19 protein-coding genes are annotated in these 16,056 nt (G+C 69.0%); 5 read left to right on the top strand and 14 right to left on the bottom strand.

Translation table 11 applies throughout. The features are described 5' to 3' along the window. Positions 1–35 precede the first annotated feature (35 nt). The 12 genes from AB0367_RS26895 to AB0367_RS26840 form a co-directional block, all read right to left on the bottom strand. A complete protein-coding gene (locus AB0367_RS26895; RefSeq protein WP_366229204.1) occupies positions 36–425 on the bottom strand; it encodes a pilus assembly protein TadG-related protein in 390 nt (129 codons plus the stop codon). A 324-nt stretch (positions 426–749) separates the two neighbouring features. Further along, the gene (locus AB0367_RS26890; protein ID WP_366229203.1) at positions 750–1,250 is read right to left on the bottom strand and encodes a TadE/TadG family type IV pilus assembly protein; all 501 of its coding nucleotides are present in this window, start codon (positions 1,248–1,250) and stop codon (positions 750–752) included. Continuing rightward, positions 1,250–1,741, bottom strand: a complete 492-nt coding sequence (locus AB0367_RS26885; protein WP_366229202.1) for a TadE family protein — start codon at positions 1,739–1,741, stop codon at positions 1,250–1,252. The genes AB0367_RS26890 and AB0367_RS26885 overlap by 1 nt, the downstream gene beginning before the upstream one ends. 5 nt (positions 1,742–1,746) lie before the next feature. Next, positions 1,747–1,938, bottom strand: a complete 192-nt coding sequence (locus AB0367_RS26880) for a hypothetical protein (RefSeq protein ID WP_366229201.1) — start codon at positions 1,936–1,938, stop codon at positions 1,747–1,749. Positions 1,939–2,026: 88 nt separating this feature from the next. Then, a complete protein-coding gene (locus AB0367_RS26875; protein WP_366229200.1) occupies positions 2,027–2,932 on the bottom strand; it encodes a type II secretion system F family protein in 906 nt (301 codons plus the stop codon). Beyond that, positions 2,929–3,855, bottom strand: coding sequence for a type II secretion system F family protein (locus AB0367_RS26870; RefSeq protein WP_366229198.1), 927 nt, complete (start codon positions 3,853–3,855; stop codon positions 2,929–2,931). The genes AB0367_RS26875 and AB0367_RS26870 overlap by 4 nt, the downstream gene beginning before the upstream one ends. Further along, on the bottom strand, positions 3,846–5,234 hold the full coding sequence (locus tag AB0367_RS26865; protein ID WP_366229197.1) for an ATPase, T2SS/T4P/T4SS family: 1,389 nt from the start codon (positions 5,232–5,234) through the stop codon (positions 3,846–3,848). The genes AB0367_RS26870 and AB0367_RS26865 overlap by 10 nt, the downstream gene beginning before the upstream one ends. Then, positions 5,231–6,052 (bottom strand): hypothetical protein, encoded by an 822-nt coding sequence (locus tag AB0367_RS26860; RefSeq protein ID WP_366229196.1) that lies wholly within the window; start codon positions 6,050–6,052, stop codon positions 5,231–5,233. Before AB0367_RS26860 ends, AB0367_RS26865 begins: the two co-directional genes overlap by 4 nt. Position 6,053: 1 nt before the next feature. Then, complete coding sequence (locus tag AB0367_RS26855; RefSeq protein ID WP_366229195.1) at positions 6,054–6,662, bottom strand: SAF domain-containing protein; 609 nt, start codon at positions 6,660–6,662, stop codon at positions 6,054–6,056. A 157-nt stretch (positions 6,663–6,819) separates the two neighbouring features. Further along, entirely contained in the window at positions 6,820–7,755 is a 936-nt protein-coding gene (locus AB0367_RS26850; RefSeq protein WP_366229194.1) for a hypothetical protein, read from the bottom strand. Further along, positions 7,749–8,294: a hypothetical protein gene (locus AB0367_RS26845; protein WP_366229193.1), complete on the bottom strand. Its 546-nt coding sequence runs from the start codon at positions 8,292–8,294 to the stop codon at positions 7,749–7,751. The genes AB0367_RS26850 and AB0367_RS26845 overlap by 7 nt, the downstream gene beginning before the upstream one ends. Positions 8,295–9,568: 1,274 nt before the next feature. Further along, positions 9,569–9,871 (bottom strand): hypothetical protein, encoded by a 303-nt coding sequence (locus AB0367_RS26840; protein ID WP_366229192.1) that lies wholly within the window; start codon positions 9,869–9,871, stop codon positions 9,569–9,571. Between the two features lie 179 nt (positions 9,872–10,050). On the opposite strand from AB0367_RS26840, the gene AB0367_RS26835 reads away from it, so the two are divergent. Together AB0367_RS26835 and AB0367_RS26830 are read left to right on the top strand one after the other, a co-directional pair. Next, positions 10,051–10,911, top strand: a complete 861-nt coding sequence (locus AB0367_RS26835; protein ID WP_366229191.1) for a helix-turn-helix transcriptional regulator — start codon at positions 10,051–10,053, stop codon at positions 10,909–10,911. 12 nt (positions 10,912–10,923) lie between these two features. Continuing rightward, complete coding sequence (locus AB0367_RS26830; protein WP_366229190.1) at positions 10,924–11,124, top strand: DUF397 domain-containing protein; 201 nt, start codon at positions 10,924–10,926, stop codon at positions 11,122–11,124. A gap of 294 nt (positions 11,125–11,418) precedes the next feature. Here the strand turns inward: AB0367_RS26830 and AB0367_RS26825 are convergent, their stop codons facing one another. Then, positions 11,419–11,808, bottom strand: a complete 390-nt coding sequence (locus AB0367_RS26825; protein ID WP_366229189.1) for a hypothetical protein — start codon at positions 11,806–11,808, stop codon at positions 11,419–11,421. 89 nt (positions 11,809–11,897) lie between these two features. Between AB0367_RS26825 and AB0367_RS26820 the strand changes: the two genes are divergently transcribed. From AB0367_RS26820 to AB0367_RS26810, 3 genes are all read left to right on the top strand, one after another. Beyond that, positions 11,898–12,167: a hypothetical protein gene (locus AB0367_RS26820; protein WP_366229188.1), complete on the top strand. Its 270-nt coding sequence runs from the start codon at positions 11,898–11,900 to the stop codon at positions 12,165–12,167. Continuing rightward, positions 12,145–12,768, top strand: coding sequence for a DUF6879 family protein (locus AB0367_RS26815; protein ID WP_366229187.1), 624 nt, complete (start codon positions 12,145–12,147; stop codon positions 12,766–12,768). The genes AB0367_RS26820 and AB0367_RS26815 overlap by 23 nt, the downstream gene beginning before the upstream one ends. A 67-nt stretch (positions 12,769–12,835) precedes the next feature. Continuing rightward, a complete protein-coding gene (locus AB0367_RS26810) occupies positions 12,836–15,199 on the top strand; it encodes a tetratricopeptide repeat protein (RefSeq protein ID WP_366229186.1) in 2,364 nt (787 codons plus the stop codon). Here AB0367_RS26810 and AB0367_RS26805 read toward each other — a convergent pair. Then, on the bottom strand, positions 15,181–16,041 hold the full coding sequence (locus tag AB0367_RS26805; RefSeq protein WP_366229185.1) for a formyltransferase family protein: 861 nt from the start codon (positions 16,039–16,041) through the stop codon (positions 15,181–15,183). The genes AB0367_RS26810 and AB0367_RS26805 overlap by 19 nt on opposite strands. Positions 16,042–16,056 lie beyond the last annotated feature (15 nt).

The raw sequence follows: 16,056 nt of genomic DNA, 5'->3' as shown, positions 1-16,056 counted from the left end.
TCGGGCGCTCCCATCTGAAGTTCGGGGATGTCGGCCTACGGGTTGGGGGCGGTGACGCCCTGCAGGGCGGTCGCCGTCGCGGTCGCAGACACGTGGAGCTGTCCGACGCCGACGAGTTGCAGGAGTTGGGTGTTGCTCGTGCGCCGCACGGTCACGGTGACCGTCGCGGTGGTGGCGGTGGCGTCACCCTGCACTCCGGCGGTGGCAAGCCAGGCGCGGGCAGCTGCGGCGGCGCGGGCCGGGTCGAGCCCGGCGACGTTGGTGGTGCGGTACTGCACGAGATCGAGCTGCTGGGCCCCGGCCCTCGCCGCGGCCTCGGCAACATCGAGGGCCTGGACCTTCGCCGACAGCGCCAACCCGCCGTCGAGGACCAGCCCGGCTACCGCCAGCAACGCCACGGTGAGGATCACCGCGAAGGGTGTCACCTGCCCGGCATCTCCTCGGCCGGTGCGCCGCCGGATCCATGCCACTGTGGCCTTCGTCGCCGGTCCCGGTCGGGCGAGCAACCACGGCGACGCCGGACGGCGCGGCCTCATCGAACGCCGCATCGGATCGTCAACCTTGGCGGAGAGGTCTTCAAGAAACGCGGCGTACCGTGCGTCACGGTCTGACGTGGTGTCGGCGTTCGGCGGGACGCCGGACGGCTCGGGAATCGTGGGGGCCACCGTTCACTCCCATTGTGGAAAGTCGGATCGGGTAAAGCCGTGCAGGCGCCGTGGTGTCGGGACTGTTGGGTCCGGCTTCGTCGGTCATGGCGGCGGGCCGGGCATCGTCGCGTCACGGTCGAGCGCAGTGCCACGCCACTCGTCGATCGGTGAGGTGGCGGTGGCCTGCACGGTGCGGCTGCCTGGCACGCCCAACAGCAGGAGGTCGGACAGCTTCACCTGGCAGGAGACCGTGACCGTCACCGCGCCTCCGGGGTGCAGGCCGCCGGTGGTGACCGTGACTGTGGACGACTCGCAGGTCACGCCCTGCGCGGCGAGGGTGTCTCGGGCGGTGCGCTCGGCGTCGGTGCGGGCGGCGGCATCGGTGCGCGCGATGGAGCCGGACCGGGCACCGCTGCCGGCAGCGGCGTCGAGGGACATCTGCGCCGAGGCCAGCCGCCCACACAGCACTACCAGGAGCAGGAACATCACGAGCAGCGGCGTGAGGAGGGCCATCTCGGCGGTGCTCGATCCGGCGTCACCACCGGCGGCGACGAGGCGCCACCGACGCGCCAGCACCCGGCCGAGGTCGGAGAGCGAAGCCATCACGCGCCTCCCGACGCGGCGTCCGGGACGAACCGCTCGACGGGCCGCACGACGACGGCGCGGGCGGTCCAGCTGATGCCCGGCACGACGGTCTCTGCGGTGCCCACGACCTCGACACGGACCTCGGTGGCGGTGCGGGTCACCGTTACTGTGGGGTTCTTCAGTACGCCGCTGCCGATTGCGGTCAGCGTCTCGGTCCCGGCGCTCTGCCCGGCGGCGGCGCTGGACCGGTAGCCGGCCGCCATCTCGGCCGCGCGATTTGCGGCGGCCTCGGCGACGTGCCCAGCGTGCATCCACACTCCGGCCTGGATGACGAACAGGATGATGAACAGCAGCAGCGGCATGGCGATGACCAGCTCGGCGCTCACCGCGCCCGCGTCCGGGCGGATGGCCACGCGCCGCCACCGGGCACGCAGCCGCCCGGCCACGCCGAGCGCCGGGTTGAAGGGGCACTCGGCACGGCGGATTGGGGGCGTGATCGCCGGTGGCATCGCGATCAGCCGAGGTTGATGTTGTTGGCCTTGTTGGTGACCTTGAGCGCGATGATGGCGATGACCACGATCGCGAGGGTCACCAGCAGGGCGGTCACGATGACGGCCTCGGTGGAGTAGCCGCCGTCCTTCGTGTCGCGCACCGTTTGCCAGCGGTGCCGCAGCTCGGCGGCCAGGTAGGAGACGAGAGCGGACATTGCTTGTTCCTCCAATGCGGTTGCGTCCGATACGGATCTGCGGAGTTCCTTCGCGTCCGTGAGGTCCGTGGGTTCGCGGTTCGTGGCCCTACAGCCCGCCGAGGACAGCGGCCACCGCCGGGTAGCCGAGGAAGATCAAGAACCCGGCGAACAGGGCGACGATCGGCAGGGCCATGCGTTCAGTGGCGGCGTTGGCCTCACCTTCGGCGTCGGTGAGCTGCCGGCCGCGCAGGGCGACCGCCCGGGAGCGCAGCGACGCGCGGACCTTCGCCCCTTCGGTACCGGCAAGGCCGACGGTGGCGGCGAGCTGCTGCAACTCGGCCACCGCTACCCTGCGGCCGAGCGCGGCGAGGATGTCCCACGGCGGTACCCGGGCAAGGCGTGCCTCGGTCAGCGCGTAGCGCAGCTCCATGTAGGCGGGGCCGGAGCCGACCTTGGCCGCGTCGTCGAGGGCCTGGTCGACGCCGGATCCGGAGGCGAGGCTGATCACCACCAGGTCGAGGAACGATGACAGGGCATCACGGAACGCCGCCCGATGCTTGGCCGCCTCCGAACGTACTGACAGTTCCGGTGCGAGGAACCCGGCCACGCCGAGGAGCAGCGACGCCGCGGCCGGCATGGCGAGGCCGGCACCGGCACCGGCACCGCCGAGAGCGAGTAGTGATGCGGCGACCGGCGGCAGCAGCAGCCCGAACACCGTCGCTGTCGCCTGCTCGGCCAGGTGCACGTCGACCGGCTTGTCGACCGTGGCGAGGTCCCGGCGGGTCGAGGCAAGGGGCAGCCCGGCGCGGCGCAGCGACCGCACCGCCGGACGCCCCCATCGCCCGGTCCACCCCGAGGAGCGTGTGTCAGGCTGCACGTCCGTGGTCCGGTCGAGGCCGTGCGGGGCGTCGAGGGCGTTGTCCAGCCGGGGTGGCCGGGGGAACCAGCCCACCACGATCAGCCACAGCCCGAGGCCGGTACCGAGCCCGGCCAGCAGCACCATCCCGGTCACGTCGACACCACCCGCGCCGGGGAGTCGGACTCGGCCGGGCCGGCGACCCCGGCCAGGATGCGGGCGGTGTCGCGGTCGCGCATCAGCCGGCCGAGCCAGCCGAACGCGACCGCGAAGCAGCCACCGGCGGCCAGCAGCACGAGCTGACCGGACGTCGAGTCGAACGGGGCCAGGTAGCCCCGGTTGAGCAGTGCCAGTACACCGGCCATGCCCAGCGTGGTGCCGACGATGACCCGGGCGGAGGTCCGGTTGCGTTTGCGGCCGGCGGCGATGCGCTGCCGGGAGGCGACCTTCGCCCGCGCGGACGTGGCCAGCTCACCCAGCACGTCGCCGAGCTGCCCGGCGCTGCCCCGCGCCGCCATGACCAACCCGGCGACCACCAGGTCGGCGGTCGGATCGGCCAACTCGGCGGCGAACGCGCGCAGCGCATCCGACAGCCGCCAACTGCGCTGCAGGCGGGTGGCCAGCCGGGTCACCTCGTCACGGATCGGCTCCGGGGATTCGATCGCGCTGGCGGTGATCGCCTGTTGCAGCCCGGCCGCGCCGGACAGGTTGTCCCGCAACGCCTCGGTCCACGTGGCGATGGCCTCGATCCGGGCGACCCGGCGGCCGTGGTCGCGGTCCGGGCCGATGATCTGTGGTAGCACCCACGCCCCGACCGCCGACAGGGCTGCCGCGACCGGCCAGCGGGTCACCACCCCGGCGACAACGCCCACGGCCAGGCACAGGGCTACCCGCCGCCGGTCGATCGGTCCACGGCCCGACGCGAACCTCGACATCCACGACTCCATATCGAGGCCGCCTTCGAGGTCGATGGACCCGACGTCTCGGCGGAACAGGTTCAACACGACCAGCAGCAGCCCGAATGCGGTTCCCGCGCCCAGCAGCGCCGCCAGCGGCACGGACAGCGCCATCACGCCCACCCCCCACCCGGGGCGGCGCGGGCGTCATCAAGCAGACCCGGGTCGAACCCACACGCGGCCAGCGCGGACAGCAGCCGGGTCGACGGCGGCGACCCCGGCACGGCCCGGCCGTCCACACCAGGCCGGAACACCTCGTTGGAGGCGACGGCCAGCCCATCGGCGCCGATCACCTCCCGCACCGAGGTCAGCACCCGGCCGCAGCCATGGTCGGTGAACCCCAGGTGCACCACCAGGTGCACCGCCTCGGCGACGAGGAGGTTGGTGGTGGCCGGGTCGAGGCGTTCCGGGGCCTGCGCGGCGTAGAGCACAAGCTTGTTGAACGCCCCGGCGCTCGACGAGGCGTGGATGGTGCCCAACGAGCCGTCGTTGCCCTGCGACATGGCGTTGAGCATCGGGATGACCTCGTGGCCACGGATCTCCCCGACGATCACCCGGTCCGGGGACATCCGCAGCCCAGAGCGGAACAACATGCTCATATCGATGGTGCCTTCGCCTTCGACGTTGGCCTCCCGCGACTGCAACGGCACCACGTCCGGGTGTACCGCCTTGTCCGCGTCGAGCGCGAGCTCGTAGGTGTCCTCGATCGTCAAGATCCGCTCGGCCGGTGGGATCGCCGAAGCGAGCGCGCGCAGGAGGGTGGTCTTGCCCGCGCCAGTGCGCCCGGCGATGAGGACGTTCAACCGCGCCCGCACCGCCGCCGTCAGCAGCTCGCGCAGCACGAGGTTGACGGTGCCGAGCTGCTCCAGGTCGACCAGGGTGACCTTGACGTAGCCGTGCCGGCGGATCGACAGCGCCGGCCGCTTCGTCACCGACATGATCGCGTGCAGGCGGGAACCATCGGCGAGCTGCAGGTTCAGGATCGGCGCGGCCCGGTCCCAGCGCCGTTCCTCGGCACCCTCGCCGCCGGTCTCGGCCCGACCGGCGTCGGCCGCGAGGCGGCGGATCAGCTCCACCATCTCCGCGTCCGAGTCGGCGACCGGCCCGACCTGCGCGCGGCTGCCGTCGGCGTAGCGGACGAACACCTGGTCGCAGCCGTTGGCGTTGACTTCCTCGACCCGTTCGTCGTTGAGCAGCGGCTGCAGCCCACCCGCGCCGAGCAGCATGTCCGCCACCGCACGCGCGACGCGCGACTCCGCTTCCGGGCGCAGCGGCGGCCGGCCGGCATTCATTTCGTCCGTGGCGTACCCGTCGAGGGCCTCCATGATCAGCCGACGCGTCATGGCCGCCTGCTCGCCGGCCGGCATCGGCTTGCTTGTGGTCTTCTCGTGCGCCCGAGTGGCCCGGGTCAGTCGCTCGGCGACCTCACGGCGCACCCGCCGCACCACGGCGATCTCGCCAGCGTCCCCGTCGGTTTTGTCCGGCAGCAACGGGCGCGTCATGGCGTCGCCTCCGTGGGGACGTGCTCTGACTGCTCGGCTGCCACGGTCGACAGGTACGGGGCAAGGGCAGTCCACAGGCGGGAGTACGCGGCCATCAACGGCAGGTGCCGCCACCGCCGCCCGGCTACCAGTTCCCCACCCAGCACCCCCGCCGCCCGCCTGTCACGGGGCAGGGGACCGAGCACACTGACCACCTGCGGGTCGCGGGCCAGTTCCTCCGTGACGTGTCTGGACAGCACGTCCGCCACATCGGGTGCCGGGTACACCCCGCCGGCGCCGAGCAGCACCACCACTTGTCCAGCGCCCGCATCGACCAGCTCGCCCAGATGCTCACGCACATGGGCCAACTCGTCAGTGTGGGCACGCGCCAGCACCAAGACCACCTCGGCCAGCCGCAACAGTGGCCACACCGGCGAGCCGGGCGTCAACCGGCCGCAGTCGGCCACCACCGTCCGGTCGGCGGCGGCGAACACCGCCCGCCCGATGCCGGTCAACTCCGGCAGCGCCGCCCGGGTCTGCGCCCCACCCGCCGGAGCAACCACCACCGGGACCGTTACGTCCCGCAGTGTCACCGCCTGCGTCGCCGTAGCGAACACATCCACCGCGTTCCCGGCGTTCGCCGAGCCTCGGGCGGCGGCGGCCAGATCGACCACGCTCGGCGCCGCCGCCAACTCATGCCGGCGCATCAGATCCCCGCCCGCCGGGTCACACTCCACCAGCACCGCCCCTACCTCGGCTGGGGCGGTCGCGGCCAGCCCGAGCGCCGTCGTCGTCGCGCCCGGCCGGCCCTTCACATAGGTCACTGCCAGCAGCGGCATCTCAGTTCCCTCCCGGCGCGGTCTGCATCAACACCACACCGCCCGGCGGAGCCGCCGCCAACCGAGACCCGTCCGAGGCGTCCAGCAGCAACGTGACCACGGCCGCGCCCTGACCGTCACCAGCCAGGTCAACCCCGAGCACGAAAGCCGACAACCGGGCCGGAACAGCACCGCCCGGCGCCGAGCTGGCCGCCGGAGCCGGCTGCGCGCCGCCCTGCGAATTGACAGCGACGTACACGTCCACCCGCGCCCCGGCCGCAAGCCCCTGCGGATACTGGCCCGACTTCAGCGCCACCGAGGCGGTTACCTTCCCGGCGGGCGGAAACGCTGCGTCCCCGAGCAGCTGCGGGCTGAGCAGGGTGCCGGCCACCAGCGGCACCACCGCCGTACGACCGACCACCTGCACCGCATTGGTCGCCGGTATCAGCCGCACCCCCGAATCCCGCGCGGCGGACACCTGCATGAGATCCGCGCCCGTGAGCGGCCGACCGGCCGCGACCGGCCGGGCCACCGCGAGCACCTGGACGCGGTCGCCGAGCCGGACCGCGCCGTACGCATAGGCCAACACACACACGATGACCAACAAGCCGCCCAGCGCGACGAACGGCAACCGGCGACGACGCCGCGCCGCCCGCCACGGTCCCCGTCCGGTACGCGTCGCGGGAGCTGATGGACGTTCTTCCAGACCTGTTTTTGGGCGCACGGAACCTAGCGCCATGACCGTGTCCTTCCTCGAAGTGGCGCTCGAACGACGAAACGTGATCGCGTTAGCTGACGACCGTCTGCGACTCCTGGACCCGCGTCCGCGCCTGCCCGGTCGTCGTCAACCCCGGCACCGAGCCGGATTGCCCGGCCCCGGCCCAGGTCACCTCCCAGATCACCGTGACCTTCACCGTGTAGATGCCGCCCGCAGCGGCGGCCGATGAGCGCCGGTAGATGTGCCCGCAGTCAGGCGACGCCTTAACTGGATCGGTACCCGCACTCCACACCGTCCCCGGCCCGGCACAGGACACCGTGGTCCCGTCACCCATCGACCAGCTCGCCTGCACCGGCCGCGCTGTCGCCGTGACGCTCACGCCCGGGACTGAGGCGGTTGCCGACTGCGACTTCCACGATGTCGGTTCGAGGGCCAACCAGACCGGCAGGTTCACGAGCTGATCACCAGGCGGGTTCGTCTTGATCACAGCAGCGGGCAGGTCTAGCCGCGCTCGCGCCTGACGCGCCAGCACCGCAGGAGACACCACCGGAGGGGCGCCCGCAATCCACACCAGCCCACCGAGTCCCTGCTCGCCACCAGCAACTGGTGAGTAGCAGGTCCGCATGTACCAGCCACCCTCACCGGCGGGCTGACCGCCCAGCGCGGCAATCGTCGATGGCGACGGATCGATCGGAGCGTAATAGCACCCGTCGGCGCCTGCCCGCGCCCCATTTCGCTCGCACGGGATCTCCGCACCAGACGGATTGCGGCACTTACCGTCGCCACCACGACCGCCCTTGTTGTTGCCGGTGCTGGTGTCCCCGGAGTTCCCCTTCGTCTCGGCACTGACGTCGCACGACGGATTGGTGGAGCCGGGCGGGCACTGCACGCCGCCGGTGGCATCTGCGGCGATCGCTGGCCTCGGCGCCGCCACGATGGTCGTGAGCCCAAGCACCGCGACGAGCACCAGGCGCTGGGGTGTTTGGCGTCGATACGTGGTCAGCATGTCGCCGGCCCTTCAAGGACGAAGGAGGAGACCTTCCATACGCCGTCCACACGCTTCACCGTCGCGGTGGTCCGGTGCTTGCTGCCCGGCTTGTCGTCCCACAACTCGCCCGATGCCTTGTATTCCAGCCAGTTCGTGGAGTCCACACAGTCGAGGATCGTGGCCTCGCTCGGCTCATTCGGCGGCCTCAGCTCCGTCACCTTCGGGTCGAGTACCAGTGGCCCCTTGGAGACTTTTCCCTGATCCCGGTTGGTGTACAGCGAACTGACGATCAGCTTCAGCGCGTTGTCCGACGCATACCTACGTAGGTCAGGCGCGTCCGGGTCTGACGTCTTCGCGGCCTCAACGAAGGCGCCCCACATGCCGCGGTATACCGCCAGCCCTTCGCGCTCAGCCGCACTCACCGTCAGAGTGGGCGTCGCTATTAGCGACGGCGCTTCCGACGCATGCGGGGCGCCGTTCGGCGGCGTGGAGCCACAGCCGGTCAGCACTAGACTCAGTCCTGTTACAAGCACTGTCGCCCCCGTGTGGCGGTTCATGAGTTCGTCCTCCTCGTGCTGGAGCGATGTATAGCGGGCTACCCGCGCTGCAGCGCGGGATTCGGAGCAACTGATCAAAGCGGCGAAGGCAACACCTACCGCCGCCACCTGCCGTGTCCCGGTTCAAGTCACATCCGTTCCCTTTTCCCGAGTTGCATCGACATCCGTCCGAACGTACAACGTCGTCTGCCACTACCAGTTATGGCGCGAAGTCGCAGCGCGCAAGTTGCGCGCTGGCGAGGGAAGTGAAGCCTTGCACCCACGGGAACCAGCCGCCCAGCTGGCACGTCCAATACCGACCGGCTGCAGGGCCGAAATATCCGCTACTGCGAACTAGGCGGGCAGCTCGCCACATGAAGCGGTCACCGGCCTGGCGACCGCGCCTTGGCACGGGCGCTGGATCGGTTGACAAAAGGCAGGCTAACCACAGCGAACCCGCAGCCGAACTGAACGTTCGACCTACGCAATCACTCCCACAGGACGCACTCGCATTACCACGATCGAGCGAGTTTCCACGCCCTTCGCGATCGGTCGGCTGGCGAGAAGGCAGAGAAGCGCTCTTGCTGCATCAAACTCTCGTTGCCCACCACGTCATAACGGCTCCCTAGCTAGTCCTGTCGGAGCATGCGCGGAAACGGCCAGAATATGTGCGGCTGGACAAGGATGCAGGAATGGAGCCATTTCGCTCGGGAACAGCATGCGGCTGGCCACCCCATGCACGCGTTGCTTGCCGGCGCGGTGACAACCGGCGCCCTGCTTGCGGTGGCGCTTGCCTTTCCTGGGCAACTTGGTCTTGCGTCCACCTCGCGGGCGCGATGACGTTCTCGTTGGGGCGGATCGACTGCCCGGCCGCATTCCTCGGGCTGTTCACCGGCCTCGTGGCGCAGGCACTCACGATACTGATTTTCGCAACCGTGCGACGGCGCCGCGTTCAGAAGGTTGCGATGGGTCCCTCGTTGCTGTTGGGATGGATCGTCCTCATCGGCGCGTGCGACCCCAGTTGATCCGGCAAATTTCGTTTGATCGGCATCTACTGGCGACCCCCGGATGTCCCCGATGGGCACCGGGGGTCGCAGCAGTTGCACCATCTTCTCGGCCCGGGTACACGAACCATGCCACGGCTGAGGTGCTCGGGAGATGTCCCTGCCCCTCTCGACCCGACCGGCTCGCGCAGGTGTCAGTGCTGGCCGGAGATCGCAGTCTCGTCGGAGCCGTCCGGGTTCGCAATCTTGGACACCGGACCGCCGGGCCTAGAGCGGTGCCTCTCGATTCAGTCAGGCCATTGACGCCAGGGCTTGCAGCGCCGCGCCCGCGGAGGACTGCGGGAGGCTGATCTCCCGGTTGCCGACCGGCTCGGCTAGGTACCACGGCTGTGGGGTTGGGTTGTCAACCTTACTGATGACCAGGTACTCGGCCCACCCCTCGATTTCGGTCTCCCGATGGATGAGTACGACTGTGGACGGGTCATCGTCGGCGATCACGAACGGCGCGCTCCTGTGCAGCGGTTGCATCCCCGCGACGTATGCGGTGCACGATGCGCGTTCACACCAGGTCGGGTGCTGCTGCTCTTCGGCCACGTGTCCTCCTGTGGGCTGTGGTGACGGATGGGCGCGGCGGCCCTCATCCTCGCGGATACGGAACGCCACCCTGAGTTACAGTCGCATATGCTATTCGCATGGGCAATATGAGTACGCTTGTCGATTATTCTGAACGCAGGTTCTTGTGTCAGGGGCGGTTATAGGTGACACTGCGACCCGTGACCAGTGCAAGCCCGACCGTCCCTCGCCGCAGGCTGGGCCAAGAGCTGACTCGACTTCGCAAGCTGTCCAACATGACCGGCGAGCAAGTAGCCACGCTGATGGAGTGGTCCTCGCCGAGCAAGCTCTACAAGATCGAAGGCGGCCGGCAGGGCATTCAGCCCAAGGAACTGCGGGAGCTACTGAGCCACTACGGCGTGACCGAGGCGGAGACTGTCGAAGCGCTGATGACGCTGGCGCGGCAGGGCAAGCAACGCGCCTGGTGGACGCAGTACGCCGACGCGTTGCCGGACTCGTACGCCACGTACGTGGGGCTGGAGTCCGAAGCAGCCGAACTTCGGGTCTACGAGCCCGTGACGGTCCACGGCTTGCTGCAGACCGAGGACTACGCTCGAGCGCTACTCAACACCGCTGCGCAGGCACCGGAGCCAGCCGTTTCGGTCACCACGATCGAGAGCAAGGTGCGGGTTCGGATGGAGCGGCAGGCCGCTCTCGCCCGACTTCGGTTGTGGGTCATCTTGGATGAGGCTGTCATCCGTCGCGTGATCGGCGGGGCCAACGTCATGCAGGAGCAGTACGCTCGCCTGATCGAACTGGCGCAACTACCGACCGTGAAACTTCAGGTCCTGCCGTTCAGGGACACAGCGAACCCCGCCCCTCCCACGAACTTCACGATCATCGAGTTCGAGCAGGACTCCGACCAGGACGTGGTCTACGTGGAGTGGCTCACCGGTGGAATCTTTGTTGAAGGCGCCGACGTACGCAGGTATAACGTGGCGTTCAACAACCTCCGCGCCGCTGCCCTCAGTCCTGCTCGCTCCATTACCCTGATCGAGGAGGTAGCAGCGGAGCGACCATGATGGGAGCACGCCATGTCCACGCTCGATGACACCTGGCGCAAGTCCACGCGCAGCAACAACAACGGGTCGTGCGTGGAAGTCCGCCTACATGACGACGCCGTCCAGGTACGCGACACCAAGCAACACGGCAACGGCCCGATCCTCACCTTCAGCCGAGATGAGTGGGCCACGTTCATCGAGGACGCCAAGGCTGGAGACTTCGACCTGACGTAGCTCAAGATCGGCCGATCCCTCCCTGTCACGCTGAGATGAGACAGCCCAAGTCCGCTGGGTCCGCGACGTCACCTACGACAAAGACCGGTCCCAGATCCGCACCGGCACCGGCCCTCAAGTCATGGCCGCCGCCTTACGCAACGCCGCCCTTGGCGCCCTCCGACTGACCGGCATCTCGGCTCTATCCGCCACCACGCCCGTAGCGCAAACCGTCCGTTGACCCTGCTTGGCATCAGCTAACGACCGTTGCCGGGGTCCTGTAGTTCCTTCGGTGGGTGGGCGCTGGCCAGCGTGTCACCGCTGTCCGAAGGTGACGCCGCCGCTGATGTCTCGTGCCTGAACCACGTTGCCGGTGATGGCGCCGGTGATGTGGTTGACGTTCCCGGCATCGGGGACTTCAATGTGGGCGCTCACCTCCCGCCACCCAGCCCGCAGTGCCTCGGCGAAGTCGGGATCGGCGGCTGCTGCCGTTCGGAGAGCGGTGGTGAGCGCTTGGATACGTCCGGGGTCGCTCGGATCGGCCTCGGCGGCATCGAGCGCGGCCTGGGCGTCGGGTCTGCGTTCAAACCGGCGTCGTACCACTGCCATCAGGGCAGTGATCGCGGATTTGGCGCCCTCAGCGAGCGTCTCGGCGGTCTTTGTGGCCAGCGCGACGGCGACGGGCGTCCAGAACTGTTCATCCATGGTCGACGTCCTCTCGTTCCACTACCAGCAATGTGCTAGTAGCATTACCGAAAGTCAATGTCATTGCGGCGAGTCCTCGGGAGGTGGCTGTGGGCGTCGGTTGGGAGCCGGACACCGCGGCGAGATTCTTGCGCCGCTGGGGCAGATCCGCCGAAGAGTTGAACGCGACTGGTGGGGACAACGGCTGCCCAGACATCTGGGAACTCGACAACGGTGACATTGCGGTTGTCGGCCGTGACCTGACTGAGCACTACCGGCCGCTGTTGCCCGCCGACGCAAGTGTCGGTCCGGATGAGCGCGTGGTGGTCATCCCACGCCGCACGATGCTGGCCGCGCGTGCCGACATCCCCGATGTCTGACCTTCTCGATGGCGTCAACAGCGAGTTGTTGCCGCTGGACGAATACTTCCTTGATTTCGATCGAGACTTTTGGTCGATCGAAGAGGGAGATTTCTGGAAGCTGGAACGCCAGCAGCATTTCCGCGAACCCGGCGACGACAGCTGGCGGGCGTTCGCCGAAGGCAACTGGAGCGAGGCGCTGCGGCTGCTGGAGGCCCGCCGCGACGACCTGGCCGACTACTACGGAAAGGTTGCTGCGCACGGCTTCGCCACCTACCGGGTCCGGGTTGTCGAGCCGCCGATCATCCCGTATCTGCAGTGGGAGCTGCACCTGCTGCGGGCCCGTGAGCGGGCCGGCGCGTTGATCCGGGTCGTCGGTCCGGACAAGATCGCTGAACTGGAGTCAGACGGGTTGGTGCCGGAGTTCGCCACGCTCGGGTCGACGGTGCTGTACGAGCCCGTCTACGACGAAGACGGTGTCCTGTGCGCGGGTCGCCGGTTCCGCGACCGCGGCCTGGTCGAACGTTGCCGACTGCTTACCCGGGCACTCTACGACGAGGGCGAACCCCTGGCCTCATTCTTCGACAGGGAGGTCTCCCCACTGCCCCCGCCGAGACCCTGACCTCGGTCGCCGTATGCCTGCCATATCTCCAGGTCCTTCAGCGGAGCCGCCGGGTCATCGCAACCGAGTGGATGCCAGCGGCGCTTCCGGCGACATCGTGCAGGCCCGTGACATCCACGGTGGGGTGCACGTCCACCACCATGGGCCGGGGTCCTTCGCGGTCATCCCGTCACAGTTGCCCGGTGACGTGTCCGCGTTCGTCAATCGACACATCGAACTCGCCGCGCTCGACGGGGCCCTCATCGCTGAGCGACCCGAATCCCACGCGACGACCGTCGCGGTCATCACAGGTACCGCCGGCGTCGGCAAAACGTCTCTGGCGCTGCGGTGGTCGCACGCCATCCGGCACCGGTTCCCCGACGGCCAGTTGTACGTCAACCTGCGTGGCTACGACCCGGGAGCACCCGCCACAGGCGGTCAGGTCCTCACCCGGTTCCTGCGCGACCTGGGCGTCCCCTCAGCGGCGATCCCTGCTGAGGTCGACGACCGGGCGTCGCTGTATCGGTCGGTGCTCGCCGGCCGGCGTGTCCTGATCGTCCTCGACAACGCCGCGACCGCTGCCCAGGTGCGCCCGTTGCTGCCCGGTACGAACACCTGTCTTACCGTCGTGACGAGCCGGGACCGCATGTCCGCGCTCGTCGCCCGCGACGGCGCGGTCCGCGTCAGACTCAACGTGCTGCACGAGGACGACGCCGTTGCTTTACTGGGCATCATGACCAGCCGCTACCGTACCGACGACCGGCGCCACGAACTCGTCGAACTGGCCCGGCTGTGCGCACGACTGCCCCTCGCGCTACGCGTCGCCGCCGAACGCGCGGCCAGCCGGCCGATGATGCGTCTCGACGAGTTGATCGCCGACCTCCGCGACGAGTCAGCGCTGTGGGAGGCACTCACCCCCGGCGACGATGACGACAGCGACGCCGTACGCACCGTCTTCGCCTGGTCCTACCGGGCATTGCCCGAACCCGCCGCCCGCCTGTTCCGGCTACTGGGCCTGCATCCGGGCAACCAGTTCAGCGCCGAGGCCGCAGCCGCGCTCGGCGGACACGACCTGCGCACCACCCGCCGATACCTGGACATCCTCGTCGGCGCGCACCTGCTCGACCAGCGGGCACCAGGCCGATACGAGTTCCACGACCTGCTGCGTGCCTACGCCCACGACCAGGCACGCGACCTCGACGACCAGACAGAGCGCACGGCCGCGCTGCGACGAATCATCAGCTGGTACCTCCACGCCGCGGCCACCGTACTGCACCACCTCACCGGGTTCGACACCAGCACGTTGATCCACTCCATCCCAGCGGACGCCGACCCGCTGCTGCCGAAGTTGGCGACGTCCGACGCCGCGCAGCAGCGGTACACCACCGAAAGCGACAACCTCGCTGCTGCGACCCGCGCCGCCGCCGACGCGGATCTGCACCCACTCGCATGGCGACTCGCCGTGGTCCTCGGCCGCCTCTGCGCGCTGCAGAACGCCTTCGACGACTGGCTGGCCACCGGCCACATCGGCCTCACCAGCGCCATCGCGGCCGGTGACCTTACCGGCCAGGCGTGGACGCACGCGAATCTCGGCGCCGCGTACCTACAATCAGGCCGCCTCGACGACGCCGCGACGAGCCACCGGTCTGCACTGGAGATCAGGCAACGCCTCGGTGACCGTCGCGGCGAGGCGATGTCCCACAACGCGCTCGGGCTGGTCGCGTTGGGTAGCCGCCGCCTCGACGACGCTGTGGCGGCCTTCGCTGAGGGACGACACATCGCCGCCGACCTCGACGACGGGTACTGGATCGGGAACCTCGACGCGAACCGAGCCCAAGCGCTTCTGGAACTGCATCGGCACACTGAGGCCGCCCTGCCGCTGGAGGACGCGCTGAGGACGCTGCGGCGGTCCGGCGACCGTTTCGGCGAGGGCAATGCCTTGTATCTCCTTGGCCGGCTACGACGGGAGACCGGTGATCTACCCAGCGCCTACGACCATATCGGCGCCGCAATCACCATCGCCGAGAATGCTGACAACCAAATGTGGCTCGGGCACTGGCTCGTCGAACTCGGCCATATCCAACGCGCCGCCGGCGAACCCGGCCAGGCACTGGAGTCCTACCAACGCTCCGCCACACTCCAGCGACGCGTCGGCGACCGGATCCGTGAAGCCATCGCCATTGCCGGCGCCGGCAATGTGTACCAGGACCTCGGCCGATTCGAAGAGGCGGTCGACTTCTACACCGTCGCCGCAGCCACCCAGCGCGACATGCGCAGCCGATGGCACCACGCGTGCACCCTCGCGTCCTGGGCCGATGCCAGCCGACGACTCGGCGACACCGACAGTGCACTGGCCCGCTGCGCAGAGGCCCTGGCGCTGTTGGAACACTTCCACGACCCTGCCGCGACGGCTCTGCGCGACCGGCTGCAGGGTCAAGCCCCGAACGGCTGATCCGCCTCCGGGGCGGACTCGACAATCCAGATCGGAGCGTCGGCGCACTCCACGCGCAGCCCGTCGGCCTCAGCCAGCGAAGTGCGAACCACGCGCAGCCTCACACCGTCAACCACCCCGACCGGCGCCCGCCCCAGATACGCGAACATCCGCACCTGGTCGTGAACCTGCGCGGCGGTACGGCCCCAATCGATGACGGAGAACTCCGGCTCGATGAACCCGGCGTAACTCGCTCCAGCGTCGCCCTGCGGCCTGCCGAGCGCCCCGCCGGCGACCATCTTCAGGGATTCAGCGAGCGCCTCCGCCAGCACATGCCCCATCCGCGACCACAGCAGCTCCGGGGTGACCCACTCATCGAGGACGATCCCGCCGCGTTGTACGAGGATCGGTCCAGTGTCGAACCCCTCGTCCATCCGATGCACCGTCAGCCCGATGCTCTGGTCGCCCGCACGGATCGCCGCCAACACCGGCGCGGGTCCACGATACTTTGGCAACAACGACGGATGGATGTTGATCGCCCCGTGCGTCGCCATCTCCAACACCTGCACAGGCAGCCGCCAGTTGAAGCCGTGCACAACCACCAGATCCGGCCGGTAACCGACGAGTTGACGGGCCAGTCCAGCACCGCTCGCTGGCACCAGAAGGTCAATCCCGTCCGGCAGTTGGGCCACGATCTTCGAAAGCGACCCGGCCATCCACGCATCAACAGGTGAACGGGGACGCATCGACCGCGACACTACGTACGCAACCGGTTCATGGCCCGCCGCCAGGCAGGTGTCACGCAGCATGTTGAACTGCTCGGCCCCGCTGGCGGCGAGCACCACGCGCATAGGTTCGGGCATCGATTCACGATACCC

Origin of the sequence: Dactylosporangium sp. NPDC051484 (genome assembly GCF_040689395.1) — a bacterium.
GTDB lineage: Bacteria > Actinomycetota > Actinomycetes > Mycobacteriales > Micromonosporaceae > Dactylosporangium.
This window is presented reverse-complemented; position numbering and strand designations above follow the sequence as displayed.